Annotated in this window: 20 protein-coding genes; 11 read left to right on the top strand and 9 right to left on the bottom strand. The window is 46.2% G+C overall.

Annotated features, from left to right (window positions below):
- Positions 1-123: 123 nt before the first annotated feature.
- The 4 genes from ACP2WE_RS06575 to ACP2WE_RS06560 all read left to right on the top strand — a co-directional run bounded on the left by ACP2WE_RS06575 (position 124) and on the right by ACP2WE_RS06560 (position 3,479).
- Complete coding sequence (locus ACP2WE_RS06575; protein WP_425214790.1) at positions 124-744, top strand: RNA polymerase sigma factor; 621 nt, start codon at positions 124-126, stop codon at positions 742-744.
- A gap of 11 nt (positions 745-755) precedes the next feature.
- Entirely contained in the window at positions 756-2,219 is a 1,464-nt protein-coding gene (locus ACP2WE_RS06570; protein WP_425214789.1) for a hypothetical protein, read from the top strand.
- A 20-nt stretch (positions 2,220-2,239) separates the two neighbouring features.
- Positions 2,240-2,590 (top strand): hypothetical protein, encoded by a 351-nt coding sequence (locus ACP2WE_RS06565; protein WP_425214788.1) that lies wholly within the window; start codon positions 2,240-2,242, stop codon positions 2,588-2,590.
- Between the two features lie 115 nt (positions 2,591-2,705).
- Entirely contained in the window at positions 2,706-3,479 is a 774-nt protein-coding gene (locus ACP2WE_RS06560; RefSeq protein WP_425214787.1) for a Uma2 family endonuclease, read from the top strand.
- 11 nt (positions 3,480-3,490) lie between these two features.
- On the opposite strand, the gene ACP2WE_RS06555 is transcribed toward ACP2WE_RS06560, so the two are convergent.
- The 5 genes from ACP2WE_RS06555 to ACP2WE_RS06535 form a co-directional block, all read right to left on the bottom strand.
- Positions 3,491-5,380: an Rqc2 family fibronectin-binding protein gene (locus ACP2WE_RS06555; protein ID WP_425214786.1), complete on the bottom strand. Its 1,890-nt coding sequence runs from the start codon at positions 5,378-5,380 to the stop codon at positions 3,491-3,493.
- Between the two features lie 204 nt (positions 5,381-5,584).
- On the bottom strand, positions 5,585-5,899 hold the full coding sequence (locus ACP2WE_RS06550) for a DUF6679 family protein (RefSeq protein ID WP_425214785.1): 315 nt from the start codon (positions 5,897-5,899) through the stop codon (positions 5,585-5,587).
- A 283-nt stretch (positions 5,900-6,182) separates the two neighbouring features.
- Complete coding sequence (lnt, locus tag ACP2WE_RS06545; RefSeq protein ID WP_425214784.1) at positions 6,183-7,787, bottom strand: apolipoprotein N-acyltransferase; 1,605 nt, start codon at positions 7,785-7,787, stop codon at positions 6,183-6,185.
- A gap of 210 nt (positions 7,788-7,997) precedes the next feature.
- Positions 7,998-8,897: an XDD3 family exosortase-dependent surface protein gene (locus ACP2WE_RS06540; RefSeq protein ID WP_425214783.1), complete on the bottom strand. Its 900-nt coding sequence runs from the start codon at positions 8,895-8,897 to the stop codon at positions 7,998-8,000.
- 462 nt (positions 8,898-9,359) lie between these two features.
- The gene (locus tag ACP2WE_RS06535) at positions 9,360-10,073 is read right to left on the bottom strand and encodes a 2-phosphosulfolactate phosphatase family protein (RefSeq protein WP_425214782.1); all 714 of its coding nucleotides are present in this window, start codon (positions 10,071-10,073) and stop codon (positions 9,360-9,362) included.
- A 205-nt stretch (positions 10,074-10,278) separates the two neighbouring features.
- Between ACP2WE_RS06535 and ACP2WE_RS06530 the strand changes: the two genes are divergently transcribed.
- The 4 genes from ACP2WE_RS06530 (at position 10,279) to ACP2WE_RS06515 (ending at position 16,220) form a co-directional block, all read left to right on the top strand.
- Complete coding sequence (locus ACP2WE_RS06530; protein WP_425214781.1) at positions 10,279-12,477, top strand: caspase family protein; 2,199 nt, start codon at positions 10,279-10,281, stop codon at positions 12,475-12,477.
- A gap of 488 nt (positions 12,478-12,965) precedes the next feature.
- Positions 12,966-13,265, top strand: a complete 300-nt coding sequence (locus tag ACP2WE_RS06525) for a ferredoxin (RefSeq protein ID WP_330482387.1) — start codon at positions 12,966-12,968, stop codon at positions 13,263-13,265.
- A 420-nt stretch (positions 13,266-13,685) separates the two neighbouring features.
- On the top strand, positions 13,686-15,275 hold the full coding sequence (gene murJ / locus ACP2WE_RS06520) for a murein biosynthesis integral membrane protein MurJ (RefSeq protein ID WP_425214891.1): 1,590 nt from the start codon (positions 13,686-13,688) through the stop codon (positions 15,273-15,275).
- Positions 15,276-15,602: 327 nt separating this feature from the next.
- Complete coding sequence (locus tag ACP2WE_RS06515; RefSeq protein ID WP_425214780.1) at positions 15,603-16,220, top strand: CPP1-like family protein; 618 nt, start codon at positions 15,603-15,605, stop codon at positions 16,218-16,220.
- A gap of 92 nt (positions 16,221-16,312) precedes the next feature.
- On the opposite strand, the gene ACP2WE_RS06510 is transcribed toward ACP2WE_RS06515, so the two are convergent.
- A complete protein-coding gene (locus ACP2WE_RS06510; protein WP_425214779.1) occupies positions 16,313-16,699 on the bottom strand; it encodes a YraN family protein in 387 nt (128 codons plus the stop codon).
- Positions 16,700-16,808: 109 nt separating this feature from the next.
- On the opposite strand from ACP2WE_RS06510, the gene ACP2WE_RS06505 reads away from it, so the two are divergent.
- Both ACP2WE_RS06505 and ACP2WE_RS06500 read left to right on the top strand, forming a co-directional pair.
- A complete protein-coding gene (locus tag ACP2WE_RS06505; RefSeq protein ID WP_425214778.1) occupies positions 16,809-17,336 on the top strand; it encodes a pentapeptide repeat-containing protein in 528 nt (175 codons plus the stop codon).
- Between the two features lie 228 nt (positions 17,337-17,564).
- Positions 17,565-20,717, top strand: a complete 3,153-nt coding sequence (locus tag ACP2WE_RS06500; protein ID WP_425214777.1) for a WD40 domain-containing protein — start codon at positions 17,565-17,567, stop codon at positions 20,715-20,717.
- Between the two features lie 143 nt (positions 20,718-20,860).
- On the opposite strand, the gene ACP2WE_RS06495 is transcribed toward ACP2WE_RS06500, so the two are convergent.
- The 3 genes from ACP2WE_RS06495 to ACP2WE_RS06485 all read right to left on the bottom strand — a co-directional run bounded on the left by ACP2WE_RS06495 (position 20,861) and on the right by ACP2WE_RS06485 (position 23,581).
- Complete coding sequence (locus ACP2WE_RS06495; RefSeq protein WP_330485345.1) at positions 20,861-21,169, bottom strand: DUF3155 domain-containing protein; 309 nt, start codon at positions 21,167-21,169, stop codon at positions 20,861-20,863.
- A 246-nt stretch (positions 21,170-21,415) separates the two neighbouring features.
- Positions 21,416-22,384: a hypothetical protein gene (locus tag ACP2WE_RS06490; RefSeq protein ID WP_425214776.1), complete on the bottom strand. Its 969-nt coding sequence runs from the start codon at positions 22,382-22,384 to the stop codon at positions 21,416-21,418.
- 264 nt (positions 22,385-22,648) lie between these two features.
- Positions 22,649-23,581 carry a tRNA (5-methylaminomethyl-2-thiouridine)(34)-methyltransferase MnmD gene (locus ACP2WE_RS06485; protein WP_425214775.1) on the bottom strand — a complete coding sequence of 311 codons (933 nt, stop codon included), beginning with the start codon at positions 23,579-23,581 and terminating at the stop codon, positions 22,649-22,651.
- A gap of 35 nt (positions 23,582-23,616) precedes the next feature.
- On the opposite strand from ACP2WE_RS06485, the gene ACP2WE_RS06480 reads away from it, so the two are divergent.
- Positions 23,617-25,257: an Ig-like domain-containing domain gene (locus tag ACP2WE_RS06480; RefSeq protein WP_425214774.1), complete on the top strand. Its 1,641-nt coding sequence runs from the start codon at positions 23,617-23,619 to the stop codon at positions 25,255-25,257.
- The last annotated feature ends 101 nt before the right edge of the window (positions 25,258-25,358 follow it).

Raw genomic sequence — 25,358 nt, 5'->3', positions numbered from 1 at the left:
TTGATGTGATGAGTCTTTGTTTACAGAGCTTATCAATATCAGCTTGCTTTCTATTGCATTGCTGCTACTATGTGTGCATTAATAATGCCACCTCAATTTCACCTCATATTTTAGGTAGTTACAGTGCAGCTTCCACCTCTCCCTGAAATCAACCATCCCAAGGTACAAGCTCTGTTTCAGAAGAGCGATCAAGAGCTTGTGACACTATTTCAGCGTCACCCTGACGCAGGTCAATATTTTGCTGCGGTTTTCTGCCGCTACGGACAGGTACTCTATACCTTAATGAGTACGGCAACGCGATCGCCCGTGCAGTCAGACTATCTGTTCGTCAAGACTTGGGAGTATATCTACCATGAGATGCGATCGCTAGACCTGCGGGCTGTAACTCCTAAAATATCGTTGCAGAGTTGGCTGATCAATATTGCGGCGATGATGATTAATCGGGCTGACTTGCCTTTGGTAGAAGACATTCAGTACTCGCTTACCGAAACACCACCCGTGCTATGGTGCTATCTCAATCAAGCCTTAAATCAATTAGCTGGCAATTTACGTCTTGTATTGCTGTTGTCCCAAACGTTTAAATGGAGCCCCGCTCGCATCGCGGCATATTTGCAAGCTGAAGGAGAAAACGTATCGGCAAATGATACGAGACAGTTACTCACCGAAGCCTACCAAGCCCTTGATGAGGCGCTACCCGAAGATATTCGAGAGATTTACTTAGCAAAAACCCTAGTTACTGCGTGAGGCAAAGACTTATGCAAACCCTTAGTCCAAATATTATATCTAGAGCTACCGAGCCTGCTGAAGACGAAGACCTTCCCTCGATTGCCAAGTCTTCTGTACTCCAAACTGCACTGAGTGGATTGGACGCCAACCTCAATGATGAGCTAGAGCGTTATCGTCATTGGCAGTCAAATGGACAGAGCTATTCTTATTTGAATCCGTTTAGACCGTCAGGCAAGTCATCTGCTTGGTCACCCGTGCGTGGAGATGGGCGTAAGGACGATCGGTATGTAGACAATGCCACCCTGCCAACGATTCCGATGAATCCGAGCAAAATACCAGCCAGAATCGATGCAAGTGCGGCAATCAAAGAACTGCAATTGCCCCACAATCAGAAGGTAGCGGATGACTCACTCCGTCCCTTCCCCTATGCTGACGTGACACAGCCAGAAGCTTTTGCCTATAATGCAGGTTATGGATCTGCCCCAAGCGTTCAAGCAGCAAATGTTACCGCAAACACCAGTGCGAGAACCGTTGATGATGATGAGCTTTTACGAGACATTGCCAATAGCTATCAAGAACAAGACGAGTTCGTCGAATCACCGATCGCGGCGACACCAACCGAAACCAATATTTTTAGCAGTTTGATGAACCCAGTGGGGGCGATCTCTTTGCTGCTATTACTAGTTTCTAGTGCGCTCATAGGCTTTTTAATTGTCGATCCTTCAGGACTCGTAAGGCTGTTAAAGCACGAGCAAAAGAACGATCGCGCTGCGGCACTGTCCGATCCAAATAGCGATGTCAGTATTAGCTCGCAAAATCGCCAACCTTCTCTGATTGCACCCAATTCTGGGCTTTCGACGGACAAAAATGGTCTAATTCCATTTGTGCCATTACCCGGAAACCAACCTGGGCAGATAAATCAAGGTTTTACCAATACTTCACCTAACCTTACAAATAACAATACAAAACCGACCCCTTCTGTTGCTCTGCGATCGCTGCCTAATACAAATCTTAGTACTACCCTACCCCCTGTATCTTCTAGCTACGAAACGCCTAAGGCTTTGCGCCCCATAGAGTCTTATTCAGAACCACAACAAACCTATACACCCAGTCAGTCCACAACGACACGCAGCAGACCGCAACAGGTTTCTCGTCCAGTCACAAAACCTTCTACAAGTTCTACAAATGTTGCTGTGCGGACTGCGCCAGCACCTGCTCCCGAACGCCAAACGGCTCCTACGGTCTCGGTACCCAGTACATCTCCTCCTGTGAAATATTCGGCACCGATCTCTTCGGTTTCTACTGCCAACAGTGGAAGCAACTATCGGGTTGTAGTCGATGGTAGCTACGCCTCGAAAGTACAGCAAGTTGAAAAGGATGCCTTTGTGCGCTCGGATGGTCAAACCCAAGTGGGGGCTTACCAAGATGTAAATGCCGCCCGTCAACGCGCTAATGAGTTGCGTCGTCAGGGCATTCCTGCCAGAGTTAACTAATGTTAGATTCTTGCCATTAAATGCAATTACTCTTTGATGCGATCGCTTGTGGTGTACTAGCTGCCTTGACTTGGGCTGGTTTAGTGTGGATGTCGCCTGCTCAACCCATTCAAAAAAGCCTAGGATGGTTGCAGGGAATTGGCTCGATCGCGATCGCCAATCTGGCGATCTGGCTCATATTGGTAGGAATTGGCTTGAAGTTGATTCCGATCTGGATACTCGTATTTTTTGGATTCAATGCCCTACTTGGCAAATTGGTACTGCCTTATTTTGGCAATATTCAAATTCCCGCCCTGTGGTCAGTATTGATTCATCCTGCGGCGATCTCCTTGATTATCACGCTGCTAGGTGGAGCCTTGGGTGTCGTTTAATCTTAGTGAATCGGAGCAACAGGAGATGGTTGAGTTGTAGGAAAAGTATAGAATCAAGATTATTTGCAAATTAATATCCCCCCAAGATTCACTACTAAGTTTAGGGTTGAAGCGCATGACTCATGCTACATCACCAGACCTAATCTTGACTTTACCTGACCATACTCAATTGCCAGAGTCAGACGGTACGTTTGTGAAAAACTATCAAGAACATCCTCAAAGCATTCTGCTGACTGACGCAATTCAACCTGTACTTCGCCAACATCATCCTGATGGACAGTACTGCATTGGTCAAGATTCTGGCATCTATTGGCGGCTGACCGATCCACCCGAAAAAGGAGCAGAAGCACCTGACTGGTGTTACATCCCGAACGTGCCACCTACGCTGGATGGGCAAATGCGGCGTTCGTATGTCCTATGGCAAGAGTATATTGCGCCTTTAATTGCGATCGAGTTTGTCTCAGGTAATGGCAAAGAAGAACGCGATCGCACGCCTCCTTCTCAAAGCCAAGAGAGCAAGCCTGGTAAGTTTTGGGTATATGAGCAAGCCATTCGCATTCCCTACTACGCCATCTATGAGGTGAGAAAGGCAAAGGTTGAAATGTATCACCTCATAGATAATACCTATCAGGAAGTTACGGCAAATGAGCGGGGACATTATGCGATCGCGCCTTTGGCTGTAGAGCTAGGTATTTGGCATGGTGTTTATCAAAATGTGGAGCTACCTTGGTTACGGTGGTGGGATGTTGAAGGGAATTTATTGCTGACAGGTGAAGAACGTGCCGATCTAGAACATCAAAAGCGGCTAGGACTTGCCGAAAAGCTCATGGCTGGACTAACTCCTGAGCAACTCAGCAGTTTGGGAATTAATCTAGAAGATTTGGCATAAAATCAGCTAGATTAATTGCGGCTCACAGGATTCTCACTAAGATCTATTTCCCGCAGCTTGGTGGGCTGCCCCCAAATAATTTTTTCGTGGGTGTAAACCACCATGCCCGGTTGTGCGCCTTTGGGTTTAAACACATGCTTAGGTTCGGTAAAAACAACGGGGACGCGATCGCTTTGGCGGGCACGGCTATGATAAGCCGCCAAGTTTGCCGCTACCTGTAGATCTTGGGTTTCGGCGATTGTGCCTGGGTGCAGTCGCAACAGAACATGACTTCCTGGAATTTCTTGGCTATGAAACCATAGATCGTAATCTGTGGCAACCCGAAAGGATAACAGATCGTTTTGATGGTTGTTACGTCCCACCCAAATTTCAAAACCACTAGGACTTTTGTAACGGTAGCAGTTCGGTAGCTCGTCTCTTTTGCCCTTGCTATTCTTTGCTTTACTTTTGCCAGACTTACTCGATCTTGCTTGAGAATTCTGATGATGGACACTTCTGGTATTACTTTTAGAAGTGCCGTTCGTTGAACCTTGCTCGTTTGATTTCCTATTCGTTCCTTTTAAATAGCCCTGCTGCCCTAGCTCTAGTTTGATTTCCTGTAATGCCACTAGATCGTCCAAATCTCTCGGGTCAAGCAGAGCCACGGATGTAGAGACCTGTTCGAGATAGTAAATTTCTTGGAGGGCGCTACTGAGGTGTGGCGCGATCGCTTCTTTGGCTCGTTTGCGTTTTTGGTGTTGTTTGTAAAGTGCCTGAGCATTTTGCACGGCATTCAGCGTCGGGTCGAGCGCAATCGTAATGAGTTCCGAAGTCTGAAAATCGGGTAAAGCGATCGCCTTCATGCCGATTTGCCATTGCGATAAATTTGCCATCAGTAAATCGGCGCGATCTTTGAGTTGGTCGGCCTGGGCTGATTGGCGCAGTCGTTCCTCAAAGTCATTAATTTTTACTTGCAGTTTGGCAATTTGTCCGATCAGAATCTGGTTGATTTGCTGGTGCAGCTGTTGAAAGTTCGAGCGTTGCAGTTCCTGTCTGTAATAGCGATCGAGCAGAGCGTTAATGCCTTGGGGTAAGTCAAGAACTGTGCTGGTTTCGGCATTTTGTACGGGGATAACGCTGTAACTGCCCTCGGTATAGGTTGGCTGAAATTTTTTATGGGTTAAACACGATAGCCAATGTCGCCAAGCTTGAAATAGGTTTTGCCAATCGGAAGCGGAGAGACTATCGGTAGATTTTTCTGTATCCGAATTAGGAATACCCGCATCTGTTAAAAGCGATCGCGCTAAGACCGAACTCACGCCTCTGTAATTCGTCAATAAACTGCGTTTGATCGATTGGGGAACGATCGTTAGGCGATCGCGCCACTGCTCAAAGGGTTCATCTAAGCTGGGAATTGTTTCTAATAAAGCAGGAGGTAACTCATAAACATCCCCAGTTTGAATCGGACGCACCCTAGATTGTTTGGTACTTACCTGATGGGCCGCAGTGACGATCGCATTCTCAGCATTCACAAAAATGGCGTTGCTATATTTGCCCATCACCTCTAGATACAGATGCCACAACACTTCGCTATCAGGACGTTTGGCAAACTGTAGATCGATGACCCGTTCCCAATCACTTACAGGTTTAATCGCTACCAATGCTAAGCCAGAGACTTGGTGCCAAATTTGCTGACTAAACGTAAATGTATCTGGCTCGGAGGGAGGCGATTTACTCAGATGTAGTCTTGCTGCCTGTGGATGCCAAGATAAAAGTAGCCACAGGTTTTGCTTGAGCGTGCGCAGAGAAAGATAAATCGTATAGCGATCGCTCTGGTGTACTTGCTCTAACCTAGCAGGTAGGCAGCTCTCGGTAATCTCATGGCAAACTGCCACAAGTGTTGTGAGGTCAACAGGCTGCATTTTTTTGAAGGTAGTTGTGAAGAGTGTATCGATCCCCTAGTAGGGGCAATCCATGAATTGCCCCTACTGAAGATGCCCACGGGGCAGGAAAACCAAAATAATCGAACCCATAAAAACGCCGCCATCAATACTCAGATTTTTGGCAGCGACGATCGAATACAAATTTCAGCCTTTCACGTCTTTATCATTGGCAGAATTCACTACTTATTTTTCGGCATCAGGTCGCGGATGAATTTGCTCTGATTCTGGGCAGTCTTCCGATACGAGAATATCGGCAGAAGCCACATTGATTTTTGGCACAGAAGAGAGTCTTTGCGTTACGGCTCCAATACTTTCTAGCCTTACCATTTCTTCCCAAGAACAAACTTCTTCTTCATCCTCAGTTTCATATCGAATGGTAACCACATCTCCTTCGATATCTAGAACTTTCGCTCGTTCTAGCCAACGTCCTTGATCCCTCAGATAAATCCACACATCGCTCTTGGCTTCGCAGAGTTGATAAATCTTGCGATGTAGCATTTCGCTTCGTTCCTCTGGGTTACATTGCGTTTTAAGGCTTAGAGAATACCATCTACAAGTTATTTGTGTTAGGTATGGCATCTAAACTTTTACTATTGTAATAGACTGGGTAGAAATTTTGTGATCCCCTGTACCAAATCCTAGGTAATTAGTACCAAAATCACTTTTTTGTTTGGGGAAACATGAGGATTTACAGAACAAAGAACAATGCCGATCGCTTAGAAATTCAACGAGAAATCCAACGCAATTAAACATCAAAATTTCTCAAGCTTCCAGCGATCGCTTATCTGCGCTGCCAAGTATGCCAAGCACCCGTCTGCCAGATCGCCATGCCAATACCGATCAGACAGAGTAATGGCGTCAGCCAGTCTCCCCATTGCACGTATAGCGTCTTAGTTTGTCGCAGATAAACAGTCTCCGCATGATACTCAAAGGTATTGATGCCTGAAATCCAGATCGTGCGACCGTTGGGGTCAATAAATGCCGAGTAACCAGTATTGGTTGCCCTTACTGCCCAGCGATCGCTCTCGACAGCCCTAGCCACATCTTGAGCAAAGTGCTGTGCCGTCATCACTTCGGTAAAGTGGGCGTTATTAGAAGCAGTAAGAATTAACTGCCCACCAGCAGCAGTTTGATAGCGAAAATGAGCGGGATAGGCAGATTCATAGCAAATTCCCACGGTAAAACGCCCCCAAGGCGTATCGACCAACTGATCGGTAGCCCCTGCTTCGACCTCACCACGCAGCGGCGATAGGCGCTGAATCAGCGTACCCAGAATCGCTTTAAACGGAATATATTCGCCAATCGGTACAAGTCGCACCTTATCAAACTGACTGAAAATTTTCCCCGAGCCGTCAATCAAAAACAGGCTGTTGGTATAGTCATAGGCATTTTCGGGATTAGGTTTGCGTGAATGACCAAAGGCTCCTAACCATGTAAACACGCGATGGTTGGCTACCGAGCGATCGAAGATGGCACGCCGACTATCTGGATCGGGATAGAGAAACGGTACGGCGGTCTCTGGTGTCACCACCATCTCTACACCCTCTTTCACCAATTGCTCGTAACCGTTGGTGTAGTTATTTACGGCAATCAGCGTGCCTTTATATTTGAGCGTATTGGGAATGTTGCCCTGAATGATGCCTGATTTAATTGCTCTGCCATTGTTCGCTGCTACCCGTTCGGGATTCATCTCCCATAGCCCATAGATCGTCATTGCGGCAAGCATTACACCAGCAGCGATCGCATATCGCCAGGCAATCGTTCCTCTTGCCTTCTGCACAAAAGTTTGTCGATAAGAGTTCTTTGAAGAAATGCGTTGTCTTTGCAGCCATGCTTCGGCAAAGAGCCCATTGACGGCAACAATCGCAGCAGTAAGCGTTTGTTGCCCCGAAAGCCGACTGACTTGCAGCAGTAAAAGATCGTGAGGACTTTGGGTATAGCCTAATGCTGTCCAGTAAAGGGGTCCCCAGCTCCAAATTGTTTCTAACGCGCACAAGAGGGCACATCCCACAATTACCCGTCCCGTTACATTCAATTTGGGCGTGAACCATGCCATTCCCCCTGCCCACAACCCTGACATCACCATGCCCCATGCTGTGATAATCAGCCACACTGCCGCTGCGATCGCCAGACTATTCCACCAAGACACGCCATCGATCCAGGTCATCGGATGAATGCCCGTAATCCAAAATAGCGACATGCCGTGATAAAAAAATCCCCAGGTTGCTCCCATAGCGATCGCGCCACGGATCTTGAGCTTTTGAGTAAGCAACCATAAGGGCACAAGTCCTACCCAAGCTAATATCCAACAGCTATAAGGATCGGGTGCCAGCCCCATGCATATCCCTGCGATCGCTGCGGTTACTAAATTGCGGAGAAGTTGCATACAAAGTCAAAAAGAGTATAGATTTTGCCTTGTGCCAGTCTAGCAAGGAAGCATCTATACTCCTGAAATGAAATGAACCCAATGAAAATGAACTAAGTAGAAAAAGCACTGGAACCTATTTTCCCCCTTCCAATGCTCAAAATCTGGAACTTAGTCACGATCGGAAACTTTGCAAAGAATTTACGCTTCTCTAGATTCCCAAGCTGAGATCTAAGCAACAGCTTTTTGTTTGCGCTTGTTTCGTAATACTTGTCCAAAACCGCAAGCTCCTGCAAATACAACACCCAAAGCTAATCCGGGCACGGGCACAGGCTTAACGTTTCCTTTAATCGCGATCGAGTCGTTAATGCACTCAAAAAACAAACTAGCAACAAAATCTCCTTGAAACCCTTGGGGCTTTGTAAACTTAAAGCCATAGGTCGAAGTACCATTAAATCCCATGCTGTTTTTATTAAAACCTTGAGCATCTAAATCAGAGGAACTTAAGAACTCAATGGCTGAGACAAAATTGCCATGATTGATGAGGTTAGGAATACCACTGTTAAAGGTTGGATTGTTGACGGTAGAGTTGATATCGCGGTAATAGGGGTCATTCACGGCTAGATCGCCAATTTTGGCATCATTACCAGTCCAATTCTTCGCTGTGCTCGCATAATGTGACAAGCTACTGTACCCCTGATTTGATAAAGCTACGGCCTGTGCTGTTACATTACTGTAAAGCCCATTGTTTGAGCTATTAGGATTATTATCGTTTGGCGCAAAACGAATCCCATACTCGAAATGATTGGCTTGATAACTAGTACTTGGGGAAAAATCAAATAGTAGATCGCCATAGCCAACCTGTTTGCCAGAAAGATTTACACCGTTAAGATCTAGGTTGGAATTAACCGCAAACCAAATTTCACTTCCAACTTGCTTGAGCCCAGCTCCATAGAAATTAAAACGACTAGAACTGCTAAAGCCAGAAGTATCCGAACCATCAATCGTAGAGTCTGCGGCATAGCTCCAACCATTGATCAGTGTTGAGGCGTTTACGGATGACGGAGCTACTGAGAGTATAGATGCAAGTGCCAGCGAACCAAGTAGAGCCTTGTTAAATTGAGATTTCATAAAATTTCCCCACCGTAGAATATAGACTAGAGACTCTTACTACAAACTTCCATAAAGCCTTACTTGTTTTGAAGCTATGTAGTTGAATTCCACTATTCTCAATCTTTTGCTGGTTCCTGTCAGCTACTAATAGTTAGCAGTAGGTTACTTGCAAGTTATCTAAATGTTATTCATTTACAGCAGTTTTCGAGCCAATTCACCACGAAAATGGGTCGCAGAGCGTAGCCCCGCATTGGGTTTTAGATTTCTGTCTGCGGTGCTTTTGAAGCTAATTTGCTGTGAATTGGCAAAGCTCGAGCGAAAATCTTCTATCCTGATTCTGTAGATTTTAGGATTGTGGCTTTAATGCCTTGGAATTCTTTCGAAGGATGTGTTAACGTGCCGATACCAAGGATCGATCCGCTATCGCTAACGTCTAACACATCCAAAAAATTCGATCTTATTTAGTTCTCATTGCTTAGCCTAAGCCATCAGAACGCCAGGGGCAGTCTGTTTGGGCAGTACTTGCAGTAGATCGAGCTTGGCACAATAGGCAATATCGGCAGCACAGTTAAGGCGAAGCAAGCGACGACCGTGACTGGCTTGGCAAAAAAGCTCCTCTAGGCGATCGCGCCAAGTTTGATAGAGGGTTAGGGCGGCGATCGCTTCATCATTTGCCCACTCACAATCGCTTTCTAGACCCGCAGCGATCGCGCCCGCACAGGCAGTATCCTCTAAAGAATAACTACCTTCCCAGCCTGAACCCACCACCCAAATCGTTTCGGGCTTTGCTTGCTTGAGATAGCTGACCACTGAGCCGAGATTAATCATGGCACAGGCAAGAACCACTGGTGCATCTTGTACCCGTTGTAGCGATCGCGTGCCATTGGTGGTACTCATAAAAATACGTTTGCCCTTGACCACATCGGCAGTATAGTCAAACGGTGAATTACCCAGATCGAAACCTTCTACCGTACCGCCCCCCCTTTCAGCCGATCGCAATCTCAGTTCTGCTGGGTGTAATTCACTCGTGCGGATTAACGCATCAAGGTCGGCAAACACCTGCACTGCCTCAGCACCTGCGGCAAGGGCAGTGGCAATCGTGGTTGTGGCTCTCAATACGTCCACTGCGATCGCACAATCAGGAAGCACGCCTTCTGGCGTAAGTTCAGGTGTATGAAAAACAGATAGTTTCATTAGTTGGGTGTGAATAATGAGAATCTTAATTATCATAGAAAGATCTCAACTTTTAAACTCAATCTTCAGCCATTCTCAGGACTTTCTCTAAACGTGAGTCTTAAAAAGATAAGTATTTTCACCGATCGAAAAAAGCAAAAACCCTTATGGGAATAAGCTTTAATAGATATAAGGGTGCAGCGAATAACTGATTTGGAAAATTGTAATGGGAATTGCACGGCGGCGGTTCTTACAGGGTGGTTTGGTTAGTCTGATCGGAGGACAACTCGTCTTTGGGCATCAAGCAGCATGGGCGGCAGATCGGTATGCGCGAAAATTGGCTCAACCAAATAAGCGAAAGCTTGCCTTGCTTATTGGCATCAACCAGTACAGTGCTAAAGGTGACTGGCTCCCTTTGACAGGATGCGTTACGGATGTAGAGCTACAAAAAGAGCTGTTGATTCACCGTTTTGGCTTTGACAGTAAAGATATCCTGACGCTTACAGACCAACAAGCTACGGGGCAGGCGATCGCGGAGGCAGTCGCGGAACACTTGATCGGTCAAACACTACCTGATGATTTGGTGGTGATTCACTTTAGCGGTCATGGTTCGCGGCTTGGCAAGCAAAATACGCTCGTACCGATAGACAGTGGATTGCCCAGTGCGGGCGAACCGATTCATGACATTACGGAAGAAACTTTAACTCGCTGGCAGCAAGCGATCGCCACCGATCAGATCGTCACAATTCTCGACACAGGTTATAACTACCCAGGCACACCTGTGGTAGGAAACTTCCGCATTCGCGCGCGCCCTGGTAAGCGTGATTGGCAACCCAGTGCCGCAGAGATTGCTTTGCAACAAGAATTCAGCCAAAAATTCGATCGAAAAAAATCAGACGATCGAGCAGGCATGATTTTGAGAGCGGCAAACAATGACGAACTCTGTGCCGATGCCCTATGGTCGGGATTTAGTAGCGGTGTCTTTACCTATGCCCTCACACAGCAACTTTGGCAAATTACCCCTGCGACTTCTCTGCATGTCGTTTTGAATAACGTGGTCAACACCCTCGCTCAAAAGGCATTTCGTTCGGAGGAAATTAATCTTGACAAGCAAATGGAGTCGCACGTTGAGGGCAATCTTCCGAAAGCAGAAGCGCATAAGCCTACCTTTCAATTAGGCAAACAAGAGATCGATTGGCTCGCAACAAGCCTCCCATCGCCCCTATTGATTCCAAGTGCAGATGGTGTCATTCGTGCCACAACATCCGATCGCAAAATGGGTGAAACTTGGTTGGCAGGACTACCGATCGCCTCGATTGGCTACTATGGGGTCGGCTCTGTACTGGCTGTCACCCCTGAAGTTTCTTTAGATATGCAGTCCCCTAGCAGTGCAGATCGTCTCGTACAGGTGCGATCGCACAATGGCTTAACTGCCAAAGTTGAAGTCATGGATGCTGCTCAAAAACTCGAACCAGGACAGTTATTGCAAGAGAAAATTCGCGCCTTGCCGCGTAATTTGGGGTTAACGATCGCTTTAGATTTGAGCTTGAGTAAGATTGAGCGTATTGATGCTACCAGTGCAATCTCAGCGCTGCCTAGTATGCTTGGGTTCAACGCCACCGAGCAATGTGCTGACTGTTTGTTTGGGGCTGAGTCTACGAGTTATGGGCTATTTACAGTCGGACACAGTCCCATTCTCGGCTCATTTGGGTCTGTCGGTGAATCGGTAGGTGCAGCAATTAAACGGTTGCAACCCCTATTTGAAGGCTTACTTGCCGCCAAATTAATTCGCCTTACCGCCAATCAGGCTTCTTCCTGCTTGGGTTTGAGAGCAACGATGGCAGCGGCGATCGGACAAGAATTACAACCCAAAATTCTCTGTAGCAGAGTCACCGATCGCACGATAGAAGTAACCCAAAGATTACAAGACGGCCTTACTGCAACATGGAATAAGTCTCTGGCAATTGGCGATCGCCTTGCTTGCCACCTAGAAAATCTCACGGATCGAACCCTGTACGTCCGCATCTTTAGTTTCGATCCGAGGGGCAAAGTGCTTACCCCTAGTTTTGTCACTAGCCCCTATGCCAGCGACGGTATGATTCAACCGAAGGAAACCTTGGTAGTTCCTCAACCCAAAACGCCCTTTAATTGGGTAGTCTCAGCCCCCCAAGGTATGGTGGAAGTGCAGGTGGTTGTCAGCAGTTCACCCCTATCTCAAACCTCACTTGTGCTAGAAAGCTCAATGCGACAAGCCTCTTCACCCACAGGCATGATGGTGATTTCAGAGCCGTTAAAAGTTGCCCAAGCATTACTTTTAGACTTACATCAAGCGGGTCAGGCTTCTCTGTCAGCTAGTAGTGAAGATCTTTGGATGCTCGATGTGAGTCAATGGGCAACCTTAGGTTTTTCGTATCATGTGGCTTAGTCATAGAGCGCTCATCAGCTTTTCTGAACCCTATCGACCGATAGCTGACAACTAAAAACTGAAAACCGATAACCTTGATTACCTATAACGGTTAACCAGCTCTTAATAACCGATATATTGGAATTTCCTATCATAAAGCCACTATATGATTACTCTTTGCAATTATATTAGCGATTGCAATGGAATAAGAAGCAAAACGATCGAAAACTCATCAGTTTGCCAGAGGCGATAAGTGACTCAAGTCTTTGCCCAGAAAGGTTTTTACTGTTTTTTTCTCATTAGGATCGCTCAGATAACCATCCGCTATATCTCTCGGCGGAAATTTTTTCTAATTTATACTTTAGATTCCAAGAGCGATATGATGCGATCGCATACCCAAATATCGTAACTAGGTGAATCTGATCTAACCTTTGTCTTGCTGAAAGCCCAAGTTTATGCAGATAATTCCCTAGATACAACTTCGCAATTTTGAGAGGATCATTACACAGATGGCTACATACAAGGTAAGACTGATTAACGAAGCTGAAGGTCTAGATAAAACTATCGATGTACCTTCAGACGAGTACATTCTCGATGTCGCGGAAGCACAAGGAATTGATTTACCCTACTCCTGCCGTGCTGGTGCTTGCTCCTCCTGTGCAGGCAAGATCGTCAAAGGTGAAATCGATCAATCCGACCAATCTTTCTTGGATGATGAGCAAATTGAAGCAGGTTATGCCTTGCTATGCGTAACCTACCCTCAGTCCGATCTAGAGGTAATCACTCATCAAGAAGAAGCTCTGTACTAATACGTAAGTGATTTAGATTCGATAGAGATTACTCCGATCTTGTGTGAGGTCGGAGTTTTTGATTGGAAATTCTTTCCCCGATCGTATGGAGCACTCATGGGACAGGTTGCCTGAGAACCGCTATACTGGTGACTTTGAATTTTGAGGGATTGTAGAGATGCTATCCCTGTTGTTTATGTTATGAGATGGGAAGCGAGAAGATTGCCTGAATCAAGCCCTAATTTAAATTCCAACCCTGATTCAAGTCCTAGTTCTGACAACCATGACGAGACAGGGGTAGATTCTGTTGCTACTTCTGAAACGAGTTACGAGCTAGTCAATGAAAATTTAAGTGAAGAAACGAGTGAAGAGGCTAGCGAAGAAAAAAACGCAGAAAAACCTGTAGAACCTGAGAATCAAAAGGAAAATCCCGAACGATCGCTGCTCAGTATCGCCACGATTGTTGCTTGTGCCACGCTGCTAAGCAAGGTCGCTGGATTGCTACGTCAAATGGCGATCGCTGCCGCCTTTGGGGTAGGGGTTGCGGTTGATGCTTACAACTATGCTTATGTGATTCCGGGGTTCCTGCTGATTCTCTTGGGTGGGATCAATGGGCCCTTTCATAGCGCGATCGTCAGCGTACTATCAAAACGCAAACCCGAAGAAGCTGCTCCCCTCGTTGAAACCATCAACACGATTGTGGGGATGGTTTTGTTGGTTGTAAGTGCATTGCTATTTGTTTTTGCAGAGCCCTTGATCGATCTAGTTGCCCCTGGTTTAGGTAAAACGGACTTGGGCCTAAGCACGAGATTGGTGGCGATCGAGCAATTTCGGATTATGGCACCGATGGCACTGCTATCAGGACTGATCGGGATTGGGTTTGGCACGCTAAATGCTGCAAATCAATTTTGGTTGCCCTCCATCAGTCCGCTCCTCTCAAGTGTGGCGGTTTTGATTGGCTTAGGTGGCTTGGCGATCGCACTGGGGAAAAACATTATTGACCCCCAATATGCGCGTTTGGGCGGTCAGATTCTCGCCTATAGCACAGTAGCAGGCGCAGTTTTGCAGTGGCTAGCACAGGTTCCAGCGCAATGGAAATCTGGGTTAGGGGGTCTTCGCTTTCGTTTAGATATTCATCAGCCTGGGGTACGCGAGATCTTTAAGATCATGGGACCTGCTACCTTTTCATCGGGCATGATGCAAATTAATGTCTATACAGATTTATTTTTTGCATCCTACATTCCTCAAGCGGCTTCTGCCCTTGGTTACGCGGGCTTGCTGGTGCAGACGCCCTTAGGTATTATTTCTAACGTAATTCTCGTCCCTTTATTTCCGATCTTTTCGCGTCTTGCCGAGCCCGAAAATTGGCAACAACTCAAGCTGCGCATTCGGCAAGGACTGGTTTTAACAGGCATCACCATGCTGCCACTCAGTGCCTTGATGATCGTGTTGGCAAAGCCAATCGTCAGCATTGTCTACGAACGCTATGCCTTTAACCAGTCAGCTTCTGAGATTGTAGCGGCGGTATTGGTTGCCTACAGCATTGGTATGTTTGCCTATCTAGGTCGTGATGTCTTGGTGCGGGTATTTTATGCACTGGGGGATGGGAATACGCCGTTTCGCATCAGTATTGTCAATATTTTCTTGAATGGGGTGTTTGATTATCTTTTCGTCAAACCATTTGGGGCGCCAGGATTAGTGCTAGCAACCGTAGCGGTCAATGTTTTATCGATGGTGGCATTGCTGTGGTGTTTAGATCGCAAGCTGAATGGATTGCCTTGGCGTGATTGGAGCGTGCCCCTGATCGGATTGACGATCGCAAGTGCGATCGCTGGGGTAACAAGTTGGGCAACCCTCACAGGGTTGCAAAATATCTGGGGCAGTCAAGGACTATGGATTAAGCTCCTCGAACTAGTCCTCTCAGGTGGAATTGGCTTAGGTATCTTTGGTGCGATCGCCTTGCAGCTAAAATTACCTGAAGTGGATGGCGCGATCGCGCAGATCGAAAGACGTTTCAAGCGCAATCGGTAAGATTCCCTCGAAATTCGCTTATGGCTTTTAACAGAATGACAAGAACCCTTGGGCGATTAGATTGATGATTAGCCAAACGATCAAACAAATCCCTTAACAAACACGTAATTAATCAAGCAGTTCACAGTTTGATCGAGACGCTATACTATCTTTAGGATTGCTTTAAGAAAGCAGCGTTGAGGTGTGATTAAATCTAATCGGCAGACTCGGTTAGAGTCTTTGACTACTGCCCATTAAGAACAGAAGCCGATACTGCAAATTTAACCACCCAAAAATGCAAGCAAAACTAAAAGCTAAACCTAAAAGCTAAGACCCAAGCCAAGACTAATGAATAACCCAACTCCCTACGAGAGATTAGGAATAACGGAAGACGCCTCTTTTGAAGAAGTGAGGGATGCACGCGATCGCTTACTTGGTGAGCTTGATGGTGACGAAGTGCAACAAGAGCTAATTGAGGCTGCCTATGATGCGGTACTGATGGACCGTCTACGTGCCAGACAGGAAGGAAAAATTAAAGTCCCCGATCGGATTCGTTTTCCTGAGCGATTGTCTACCAATTTACCACTAACGGTTCAAGCTAGTCCCCCCAAAGGCATGCCTGCTTGGCTGTCTCGCCTGATCGACCAACCTACTCGTAAAGAACTGCTCATCTCTGGTGGGGTATTTGTCGGATTAGACTTATTGAGCGCCTTATTGCCCACTGCCTCAACAACATGCTTAGCCTTAGGGATACTCTCTAGTATTTATTTAGTTACGCGTAAAGAAAACCGTTTTGGACGAGCTTTATTAATCGCATTTGCAGGAATCGCTGTAGGTCTTGTACTGGCAGGGCTGTTAGATCAGGTGCTAATTTTGTCGCGCCTTTCGGGAGGAACTTTCCCTGGACCTTTGACAATGATTGTGATTTTGCTAGTTATGTGGGTGTTTACCGCTTTCCTTCGCTAGTGTATTTCAATACTGAACCTGTGGATTTTGGACAGGCAAGGAGGGGTTTTGGGTGAAACCCCAAAAAAATTCTTAACAGTCTGCTAGCTGCTTTAGCGATCGCTGACAGTAAACGCAGCTTCAAGGTAGTCCTGTAAATCGATGGCATCCTGTTGGTAACGTACCAACGCCACGTCAAATCGACAGGGTAATAGGGCTAAATTTGGGTACTGCAAGAGAAACTCGCTCGCTGCTTTGTAGAGTTTCTGTTGTTTGCGCAGTGTAATTGCTAAGGCACCATCGCGATCCCAGTTGCGATCGCTGCGAGTTTTTACCTCCACAAAAATCAACCAATGGCGATCGCAGGCAATAATATCGATTTCTCCCCAACGACACTTCCATTGTGTAGCAATGATTTGCCAGCCATTTGTTTTGAGTAGATCGGTAACAAAAGCTTCCCCCTTGTTGCCGATACCTTTTGATGTTGAGCGTTCTTTCACAGTTTGCTTATATACACTAGCTATCTGGTATTTTCTCAAGATAACGATTCATGATATAGGTGGATAATAAGAATATCTCGCTCCATAATTTATCTGTTTTGTAATCGCAATGATGAAATTTACATCTGTTATGCGTTCTGAAATGCTAAAAATCACCAAAGTCACATTTACCTTGATCTGTCTGGTACTGATCTTTGTGAGTAGCGGAATTGATAGCAGCGCAGCATTCGCTGACCAATATGACAAAGAGAGCTTAGCGGGTGCTGACTTTTCAAACAAAACATTGCAAGGTTCTCAGTTTAATAAAACTGACTTGCACGATGCCCAGTTTGTTAAATCTGACCTTAAAGGAGTCAGTTTATTTGGGGCAAATATGACTGGTGCAAATTTTACTGATGCAGATTTGAGATATAGCACCCTAGATACAGCAAGAATGAATGAAGCGAACCTAACCAATGCGCTGTTTGAAGGAGCCTTTGTCTATGGCGCTAGTTTTGATGGAGCGATCGTCGAAGGAGCTGATTTTACCGATGTAGACTTTCGCCAAAATGTTCGCCAGAAACTTTGCAAGGTTGCTAGTGGCAAAAACCCAATAACAGGGCGGCTAACTCGTGAAACTTTGGAGTGCGATTTATAGGTTACAGCGATATAGGTAGCGATACAATTAGTAGGATGGTTAGCACATTACTTGAACTTAGGGGATTGAATGTTCCGCTTAGATACCCAATTTACAAGTTTTATCGTTAGGTTTTAGAGGTTACTATACCCTTATAGTTTTCTTAACCATTGCTGCACATCTGTTGCTACCTATACTGCTCACTGATTTGCCTACTTCTACGTTTTGAGGTTTATTGACGCGCCGCGTATGCAGCCTAACAGTGACTTAACCAGTGGTCGATTGCTGCAAAGAAGTTTGCTGCCGCAGACCTTACCAGTTTATTTGGGATTAGATATTGCTGCTGAAGTTTGGACGGCAGTAGATCTTGGTGGCGACTATTATCAGTTTTTAGAGCAGCCTGGCACATTAGCCGTCGCGATCGCCGACTCTTCAGGCAAATCTGTGGCTGGGGCAATTCATGCAGCTTTGTTTAAAGGTCAACTCGATGCCTACGCCCAGCAAGGTAGACTGCAAAACCCAGTGTCCATGCTGTCATCGCTCAATCAACTACTCTGCAAAAGTCGCACCGAAGATGCGGTAGCACTCTGTTACGGAGCTTTAGATTTAGGCAGCTACGAGATTCATTTGGGGAATGCTGGCATTCCAGGCCCAATTATCTATCGGTCAGCAACCAACAAATGTGAAGAAGTTGTCAATCCCGCGATCGCCTTGGGCAGGTATGACGATACCTTCTTTAAGTCAACCAAGCGAACGCTAGAAGAAGGAGATATCGTTGTATTTTGCAGCGATGGTTTGTTTGAAGCGGTCAGCCCAGACGGTGATGAATTTGGCTCAGCGGGTCTTGATGGCATCTCACCCTTTAAAAAATCTTTGATTAATCTGGCACATTTGCCTGCAAAAGAGATTTTGACTGGCTTAAAAGTCGAGCTTGACCGTTTTTCTGAGCGGGATGAGCCAGAAGACGATGTCTCGATTGTGGTGATTAAGCTCGATCGCAAAGTTCAACTTCACGAACTGAGAGATTGCCCCTATCAAGAAGCCCTACAAGCATGGGCAAGGTCAGAAGAACAAGATACGTCTGCGCTTTTACGAGGAAGCCGATTGGTCGAAGCTTTAGCTTGGGCAGAACTCCAGCCCAATCTAGGAAAGCTCGACCAAGATTTTTTGGAAGCCAGCAAGCGCATCAGCGAAAAAGAACAGTTAATTGCGGCAAGAGCTGCCGATGCCGATCGCCTCGAAAAGCTAAGTCAAGATCTCGAAATCAGCCTTGAAACCGAGCGCCAGCAACGCATTATTGCGGAAATGGGCGAAATCAACGAACGCATCGTGGCGATGACAATTTCCTCAGAGGCACTCTATTTATCAAATAATTATATTGAGGCCTTAATCGCGGGCGTGATCGGAGGCGTCCAACTCAAGCGCCTCGTCACCCAAGTTTCTGCCGAGAATTTAGCGAATCTCAAAGCCAATACGCAAATTCGCTCGATTACCGCCTTAGAGCAAGTTGTCTATGGCATTCATGAATATAACCGCCTTGAGGGACATGGTTTTTGGGTCAATCGTGTCTGCTACAGCCCCAATGGCAAACTGATTGCCTCTGCCAGTAGCGATCGCAGCATCAAGATCTGGGGCTCTAACGGCAATTTGATCCAGACCCTGTTAGGACATAGTAACTGGGTGACCAGCGTTGCCTTTAGCCCTAACGGTAAAATGCTTGCCTCTGCCAGCCGAGACAATATGGTAAAGATATGGCAGATGGATGAAAAGACAGGGTTGTTTAAAGAGCAGCCGACCCAAACCTTCAAAGGTCATGAAGGACCAGTTTTGGATGTCTGTTTTAGTCCAGATGGTGAGATTTTAGCCTCGGCAAGTGAAGATACAACGGTTCGTCTTTGGAAGTTGAATGGGGTCCTACTGCGTACCCTTAGAGGTGGACATGAGCGTTGGGTGACCTGTGTAGCCTTTCACCCCAATGGCAAGACCCTAATTTCTGGTAGTGCCGATCGCCTGCTGATCATTTGGAATCTTCAAGGGGTAATTCAACGCAGACTCAGGGGGCATGACAGTTTTGTAGAAAGCGTGTGCTTCGACCCGCGCGGTCAAGCGATCGCTTCCGCCAGTCGCGATAAAACCGTCAAGCTCTGGGGAACTGATGGTGTTTTACTCAAAACTTTCCACGGTCACACAGACAAGGTTTGGGGAGTTTGCTTTAGTCCCAACGGTAAAACCCTTGCCTCAGCAGCTTGGGATCGAACCATTCGCGTTTGGGATATCGAACAGGGGCTGATCAAAACCTTTAGCGGGCATGGCGACGTCGTCCAAAGCGTAGCCTTTAGTCCCGATGGCAAAAGTATCGCCTCGGCAAGTCGCGATACCACCGTTAAATTGTGGAATATTCGGGGCACACCCATCCGCAGGCTCTTGGGGCATGCTGAAGAAGTGTCCTCCGTGGCAATTAGCCCAGATACACAATTAATGGCTTCGGGTTGTAAAGACAAAACGATCAACCTCTGGAATGCCAATGGAACCTTAGCGGCAACGCTTGAAGGTCATAACGATCGCGTGCATTCAGTTACCTTTAGCCCTGACTCTGAAACACTCCTCTCCGCCAGTGGTGATGCCAGTATTCGTTTTTGGCGCAAGGACGGTTCCTTAATTGATACCCTCAGCGGGCATCGAGCCGCTGTCTACTGCGTTGCCTATCGATGTGATGGACAGGTGTTTGCTTCTTGTAGTGCAGACAGCACCGTGAGAATTTGGACCGCAGATGGCAAGTGGCTGCAAACCCTGAGCGGACATAGTTCTGAAGTTTATAGTGTCTGCTTTAGTCCAGATGGCAGTATGTTAGCTTCGGTTAGTAAAGACAAAATCGTCAATATCTGGAGTTGGGATGGCGTCCTGTTAAGAACTTTGGATGGTCACAGCGCTGAAGTTTATACAGTCTGCTTTAGCCCCGATGGGTTGCTATTAGCGACAGGCAGTATGGACCAGAGTGTCAAGATCTGGAGCATCGATGGCACATTAATCAAGACCCTGAACGGACATAGTGCTGAAGTAACCAGTATTTGCTTTAGTCCTGATGGCAAAGCGATTGCTTCCGCCAGTGAAGATTCGCTCGTCCAGTTTTGGAGCGTTGACGGCACGTTGCTGAGAACCTTTAACGGGCACAAAGGCCCCGTCAGGACTGTCAGCTTTAGCCCCAATGGTCGCATCCTCGTCTCTGCGGGTGAAGATGGTGCGATCGTGATGTGGAATCTCGATCTAGAAAATCTACTGATGCGTGGTTGTCAGTGGTTACAAGAATACTTACGCACCAGTTCTAACGTTTCTGAAGAAGACAAACGTAGTTGTCTCGGTGGTTGTGGTTGGTTGTATAAGTATTTGAAAGCAGGGGGATGACAATACAAATGATTCTAATAACTATCCCCCACCGTTACTTAACAACTCACAAATGTGAGATTTAGTTAAGCAACGATGGGGGAAGTAAAGTCCTGGGAATTATTTAATTGGCGATTGACTAAAAGCAACCTATAAATAAAGATTTATCTTGCAGCACCAACGGCTTCAAGTTTTTCTTCAGGCGGCTTTAAGCTAGGGAATAAAAAGTGATTTTCTTCAACATACTGAGCTCCGAACAAGCCTTTTTCTGCCCAGAAGTACCGATCTGTAGTATGCTCATTTCGCCTAACTAGCAATAATGCTGGTGGCAAAATTCCAGAAGAATGAATAAACTTGCGGGCAGCCGTCACAGGTTTATCCTCACCACTGTCAATATTAAATTGGGGAATATGCTCTAGAATCTTTCGCCCCTCTTGGCGACGTCTACTCTTGCGCTTACGTCTCCTAGCCAACTTTTTACCTCCTATTTTAGACCCTCAAAGTGTGATCAGGGTTACAAAACCTCAGTAATTATATCGATACTTCCCTTAAGAGTTCAAACTTTCTTTACAAATGTTCTTTAGTCTACACAGAGCGGGTTTAAGGCTTTTTTAATCGAAATCTCATCATTTTGAGTGCCTATTTCGCTCTCAAATATTGTTAATTTTTGTTAACTTCTCAGGAAAACAAGATATTTGTCTAAAATTAAAAAGATTTACTTACAAGCCTGCCTGTGCTTTAGCAACGACCTTGCCATTCTTAAATTCAATAATGGCGTTGCTACCTTGGGGGTTTTTCCAAGAATAGACCTGCCCAGTCACCTCACCGATTTTGCTTTCGGCAATTAGTTTTCCCTGGCTACCAATAACTTCTTGGACTTCTTGCAAGGTCATACCTTTTTGGACTTGATTAAACTTTTCGAGCGTAATTTTGATTTCCGCTGCCTGACTCGCATCAGGTGTCGGTGTAGCGTCAGGCTTGGGGGTAGCTGGGGCTTGTACCGTAGGAGTTGGGACGATATTTGTAGGAGTGTCCGTAGGGATGCTATTGGATTTAGCCGTAAGTACCCGAATCACCACGCCGATCGCCAAGCCAAGAACGACGATCGATAAACTGAGTAGTAAAAGTTGCCATGTCCCAGATTTATGAGAAGCACTGGAGCTTAGATGATTTGCGTTGGCAGCAGATGAGCCGATCGCAGCCCCAGTCAAAGTGTTTGGTGTATCTGCCAGATCTGACCTGTCGCTTTTGACCTTATCACTAGAAACCGAAACAGAGGAAGCATCACGCTTTTGGGCAATTTCATGAATGACCTGGTTAAATGTAGATTCCCCAGTCAGATTTGGATCGCTAGTCTCAGATTTATGTGATGATTTAACGAATGGCTCTAGCTTAAACTGATCGGTCCAAAACAAGCGGCGTTCGTGAATCACCGAATCCTTGCGCCAGCCGTGAACTTTCACTCTTGTAATAGATGCGATCTGTAAAGGAGCTAGCTCCGACTGCACGATGTTCATCAGTTTGACCTGATCCATCACTTGAACGGAAATCAGATGGAGTAGGAGACAACCATCCATCAAGTTTGCATCTACAGCAATCTCATAGGGCAAGAGCGATTTACTGAGTAACTCCGCGATCGCTTTTGCATCTCCTTGTTGGGCAAGTTCAGCAGTAGATAACTGAGACATAGCTGAATTTGGATAAATTAAGGTTGGCTGGGGAGTTTAAAATTAATTTTAGAGTTAATTTGATATTTACTCCGTAAAGAAGTTATTGATCGAGTGATGAAGCGCGAACTTCTTAATCTAGAGTAACAACTTTACAATTTTTAAGGCAGTATAGGGCATCGGCTAAATTGCCTGAGTTCGCAAAGTGGCTTTTCTTGATACAGCTACTTTGTGAATTCGCCAAGATATTCATAAGAATCAAGCTAAAAATTTATAAGAATTACCCTAAGAGAATTGCGCTGATTTGAAGTGTTGCTTTCGCCAACTAGAACTTGAAGGTAAGCTACTGGCATTTTGTTCGGTCTGGCGGCGATTGAGAATCGTCATCGCTACATCGCTCAGCGTGGGATCGCGATATGGGATCGCAGCCCGGGTTTGGAGTGGTTCGAGATCTGCTTTTAACAAAGGTGAAATTAAATCGGGTGACAAACTGGCGATCGTCCCAGGCGATTTACGCCCTACAGGAATCGTATTGCCGATGGTAAAACCGACTGCAAGCATGGCAGCCCTCACTGCCGCAGCACAGGAATAGGTGACAAGATAGCCATCGAATTTGAGACAGTTTGCCAAAAGCTGCATAAATTCAACAGTCCATAGTTGGGGGCAATGGGGCGGTGAAAATGGATCTAAAAAGATTGCGTCTGCCCAGCGCTCGGGTACGGTTGCGATCGTCTGGCGGGCATCGCCAATCAGTAATTGCATCTGCAATCCCGTTGTGACGATCTGCTGGTTGGTAGCGACTTCTCGCAAAATTTCAACAACGCTAGGCGACCAAATATTCGCCAGTCCTTGCGCGATCGCTTGTTGCGGCACCTGCAAATCATTCTCCAAGGCAATGACATGTAGAAATGGTGAACTTTCCCGATCCGTTGCTTCTTTACTCAAAGCGAGTACAGAAGACACGGACTCGATCGCTGCCGCTGAGTTGTAGCCCAAGCCATAGCAAACATCTAAAATATTGAGACTATTGGTCTGCGAATTCGTTGCCGTAGCTAAAATTGCAGCTTTCTCGGGGATCTGGGCAGGGATCACAAATTTAGCTTGAGCTTCTTGTTTTGCCCCAAACTGGCTGTGAAAGGCTTCTTGAAAGGTTTCAGACCAAAAGGTTGTGGAGCCATCAGCAGTAGGATATAGAGTGAGGTCATCTCTAGTTGTCATAGAACGTTTCTTTGGCGAATTATGTCATGTCAAATATGCAGTCTCGAAACTCTCGTTCTCAATGGTTTTCTCGGTGGTTCTCCCAGCCACTCGATCGCCTCGCTATCGCAGTTATTGCTATTCTCACCCTATTGACGATTGTATTGCTATGGGTGGGCGATCGCACTGCACCTGTAGTGCGGGATTTTAGCTGGCAAGATAAGCGCGTCAGTGCTGATGATACTGCCTTTACCATGACCTTTAACCGCCCCATGAATCAAGAAAGTGTGGTGGCAAATCTTAAATTCGATCCACCCTTAGCGGGTAAGACCAGTTGGGCAGGGCGAAAGTTGGCTTATACCTTGATTGCTCCTGCGATTTATGGAAAGTCCTACACCGTAAAACTAGAGAATGCCTTCGATCTCTTTGCCAATGAGACAGGCAAGAAAATACCGATTCAGCCCTTTAGCAGTAAATTCTCCACGCCAGAACCCCAATTAATGTACATCGGTGCGGAGGGTGAGGAGGCGGGACGATTAATCCTATATGACTTCATCCAAAAATCTAAGCGCATACTCACCCCTACCGATTTGGTAGTATCAGACTTTCGGATCTATGCCAACCGCAATAAGGTTCTATTTAGCGCTACCCAAAGAGCGGAACCATCACCGCGATCTGTGAATCCATCGACAAATCCACCAACCACGTTTGTGAATCCGCTCGACCAAAAGCTTTACACCATGGAGCTGACTTCCGATCGCTCCAATCAACAGGGGAACTCGGTTCAATTGGTATTGGATAGTGATGAATACCAAAACTTCAAATTCGATCTATCTGCGGATGGGAAGTCAATTGTAGTTCAGCGTTTGAGCCGAGTGGTGGCAGGGCGGTATGGGCTTTGGGTGATTAAAGCTGGGGAGAAAGCAAAACCCTTAGATAATCAACCTGGTGGTGACTTTATGATCACACCTGACAGCACTTCTGTGGCGATCGCCCAAGGAGAAGGAATCGCCATTCTGCCCTTGGAACCCCAAGCCCCACCGTTAGATTTTTTGCCCCGATTTGGTACAGTACTGAACTTTAGTCGCAGTGGCACTCAAGCTGCCATGATTCAATATAACAAGGACTACACGCGATCGCTTTATGTTGTCAACAATCAAGGCATCCAGAAAGAACTCGCAAAAGCCAGTGGTTCCATTCTCAGCGCTCAGTTCGATCCGCAAGAAAAAACGCTCTATTGCTTGATGACAGATGTCGATCAGACTCAAGGTAAGTACGAAGAAACACCCTATCTTGCGGCGATTGATTTAAAGACAGCAAAAATGAATCGACTCCTCAATCTACCAGGACAACGAAACCTCCAAATCAGTATTTCACCAGATGGGTCATTGCTTACCTTCGATCCTGTCGATCTACCTGAGGCTTCCACAGGAGAGACTTCCACTATTAAAAATGAAAAACGGAATGCTAGGAAAGACGATCTGAAGATTGATTCCGATCCTAGAAATAGGACAAATAACAGAGAACAACGCAGCGATCTCCGTACCGATAACCTTGGCACCACAACTGCCGCAATTCAAGATTCAACAAGACAATCACTGCCTCAGCTCAAATTGCTCAAATTAAATGCTGCTTCTGGTTTTTCCCAGCCTGAACCTCTATTGCTCTCGGGTTCGCACCCTCGCTGGCTCCCCTAAACGGAAAAGAAAGATCTATGCTGCGATCGCCTCACATTTTGGTAAATCGATCGCCATAAGTCGCGATTCTAGGGCAAAATATTTTCTATTGAGGCATGTTT

The sequence above is a fragment of the Tumidithrix helvetica PCC 7403 genome, from assembly GCF_965232925.1.
Classification (GTDB): Bacteria; Cyanobacteriota; Cyanobacteriia; order Pseudanabaenales; family Pseudanabaenaceae; genus Tumidithrix; species Tumidithrix helvetica.
Note: the sequence above shows the minus strand (reverse complement) of the source record. Positions and strands in the feature narration are given on the sequence as shown.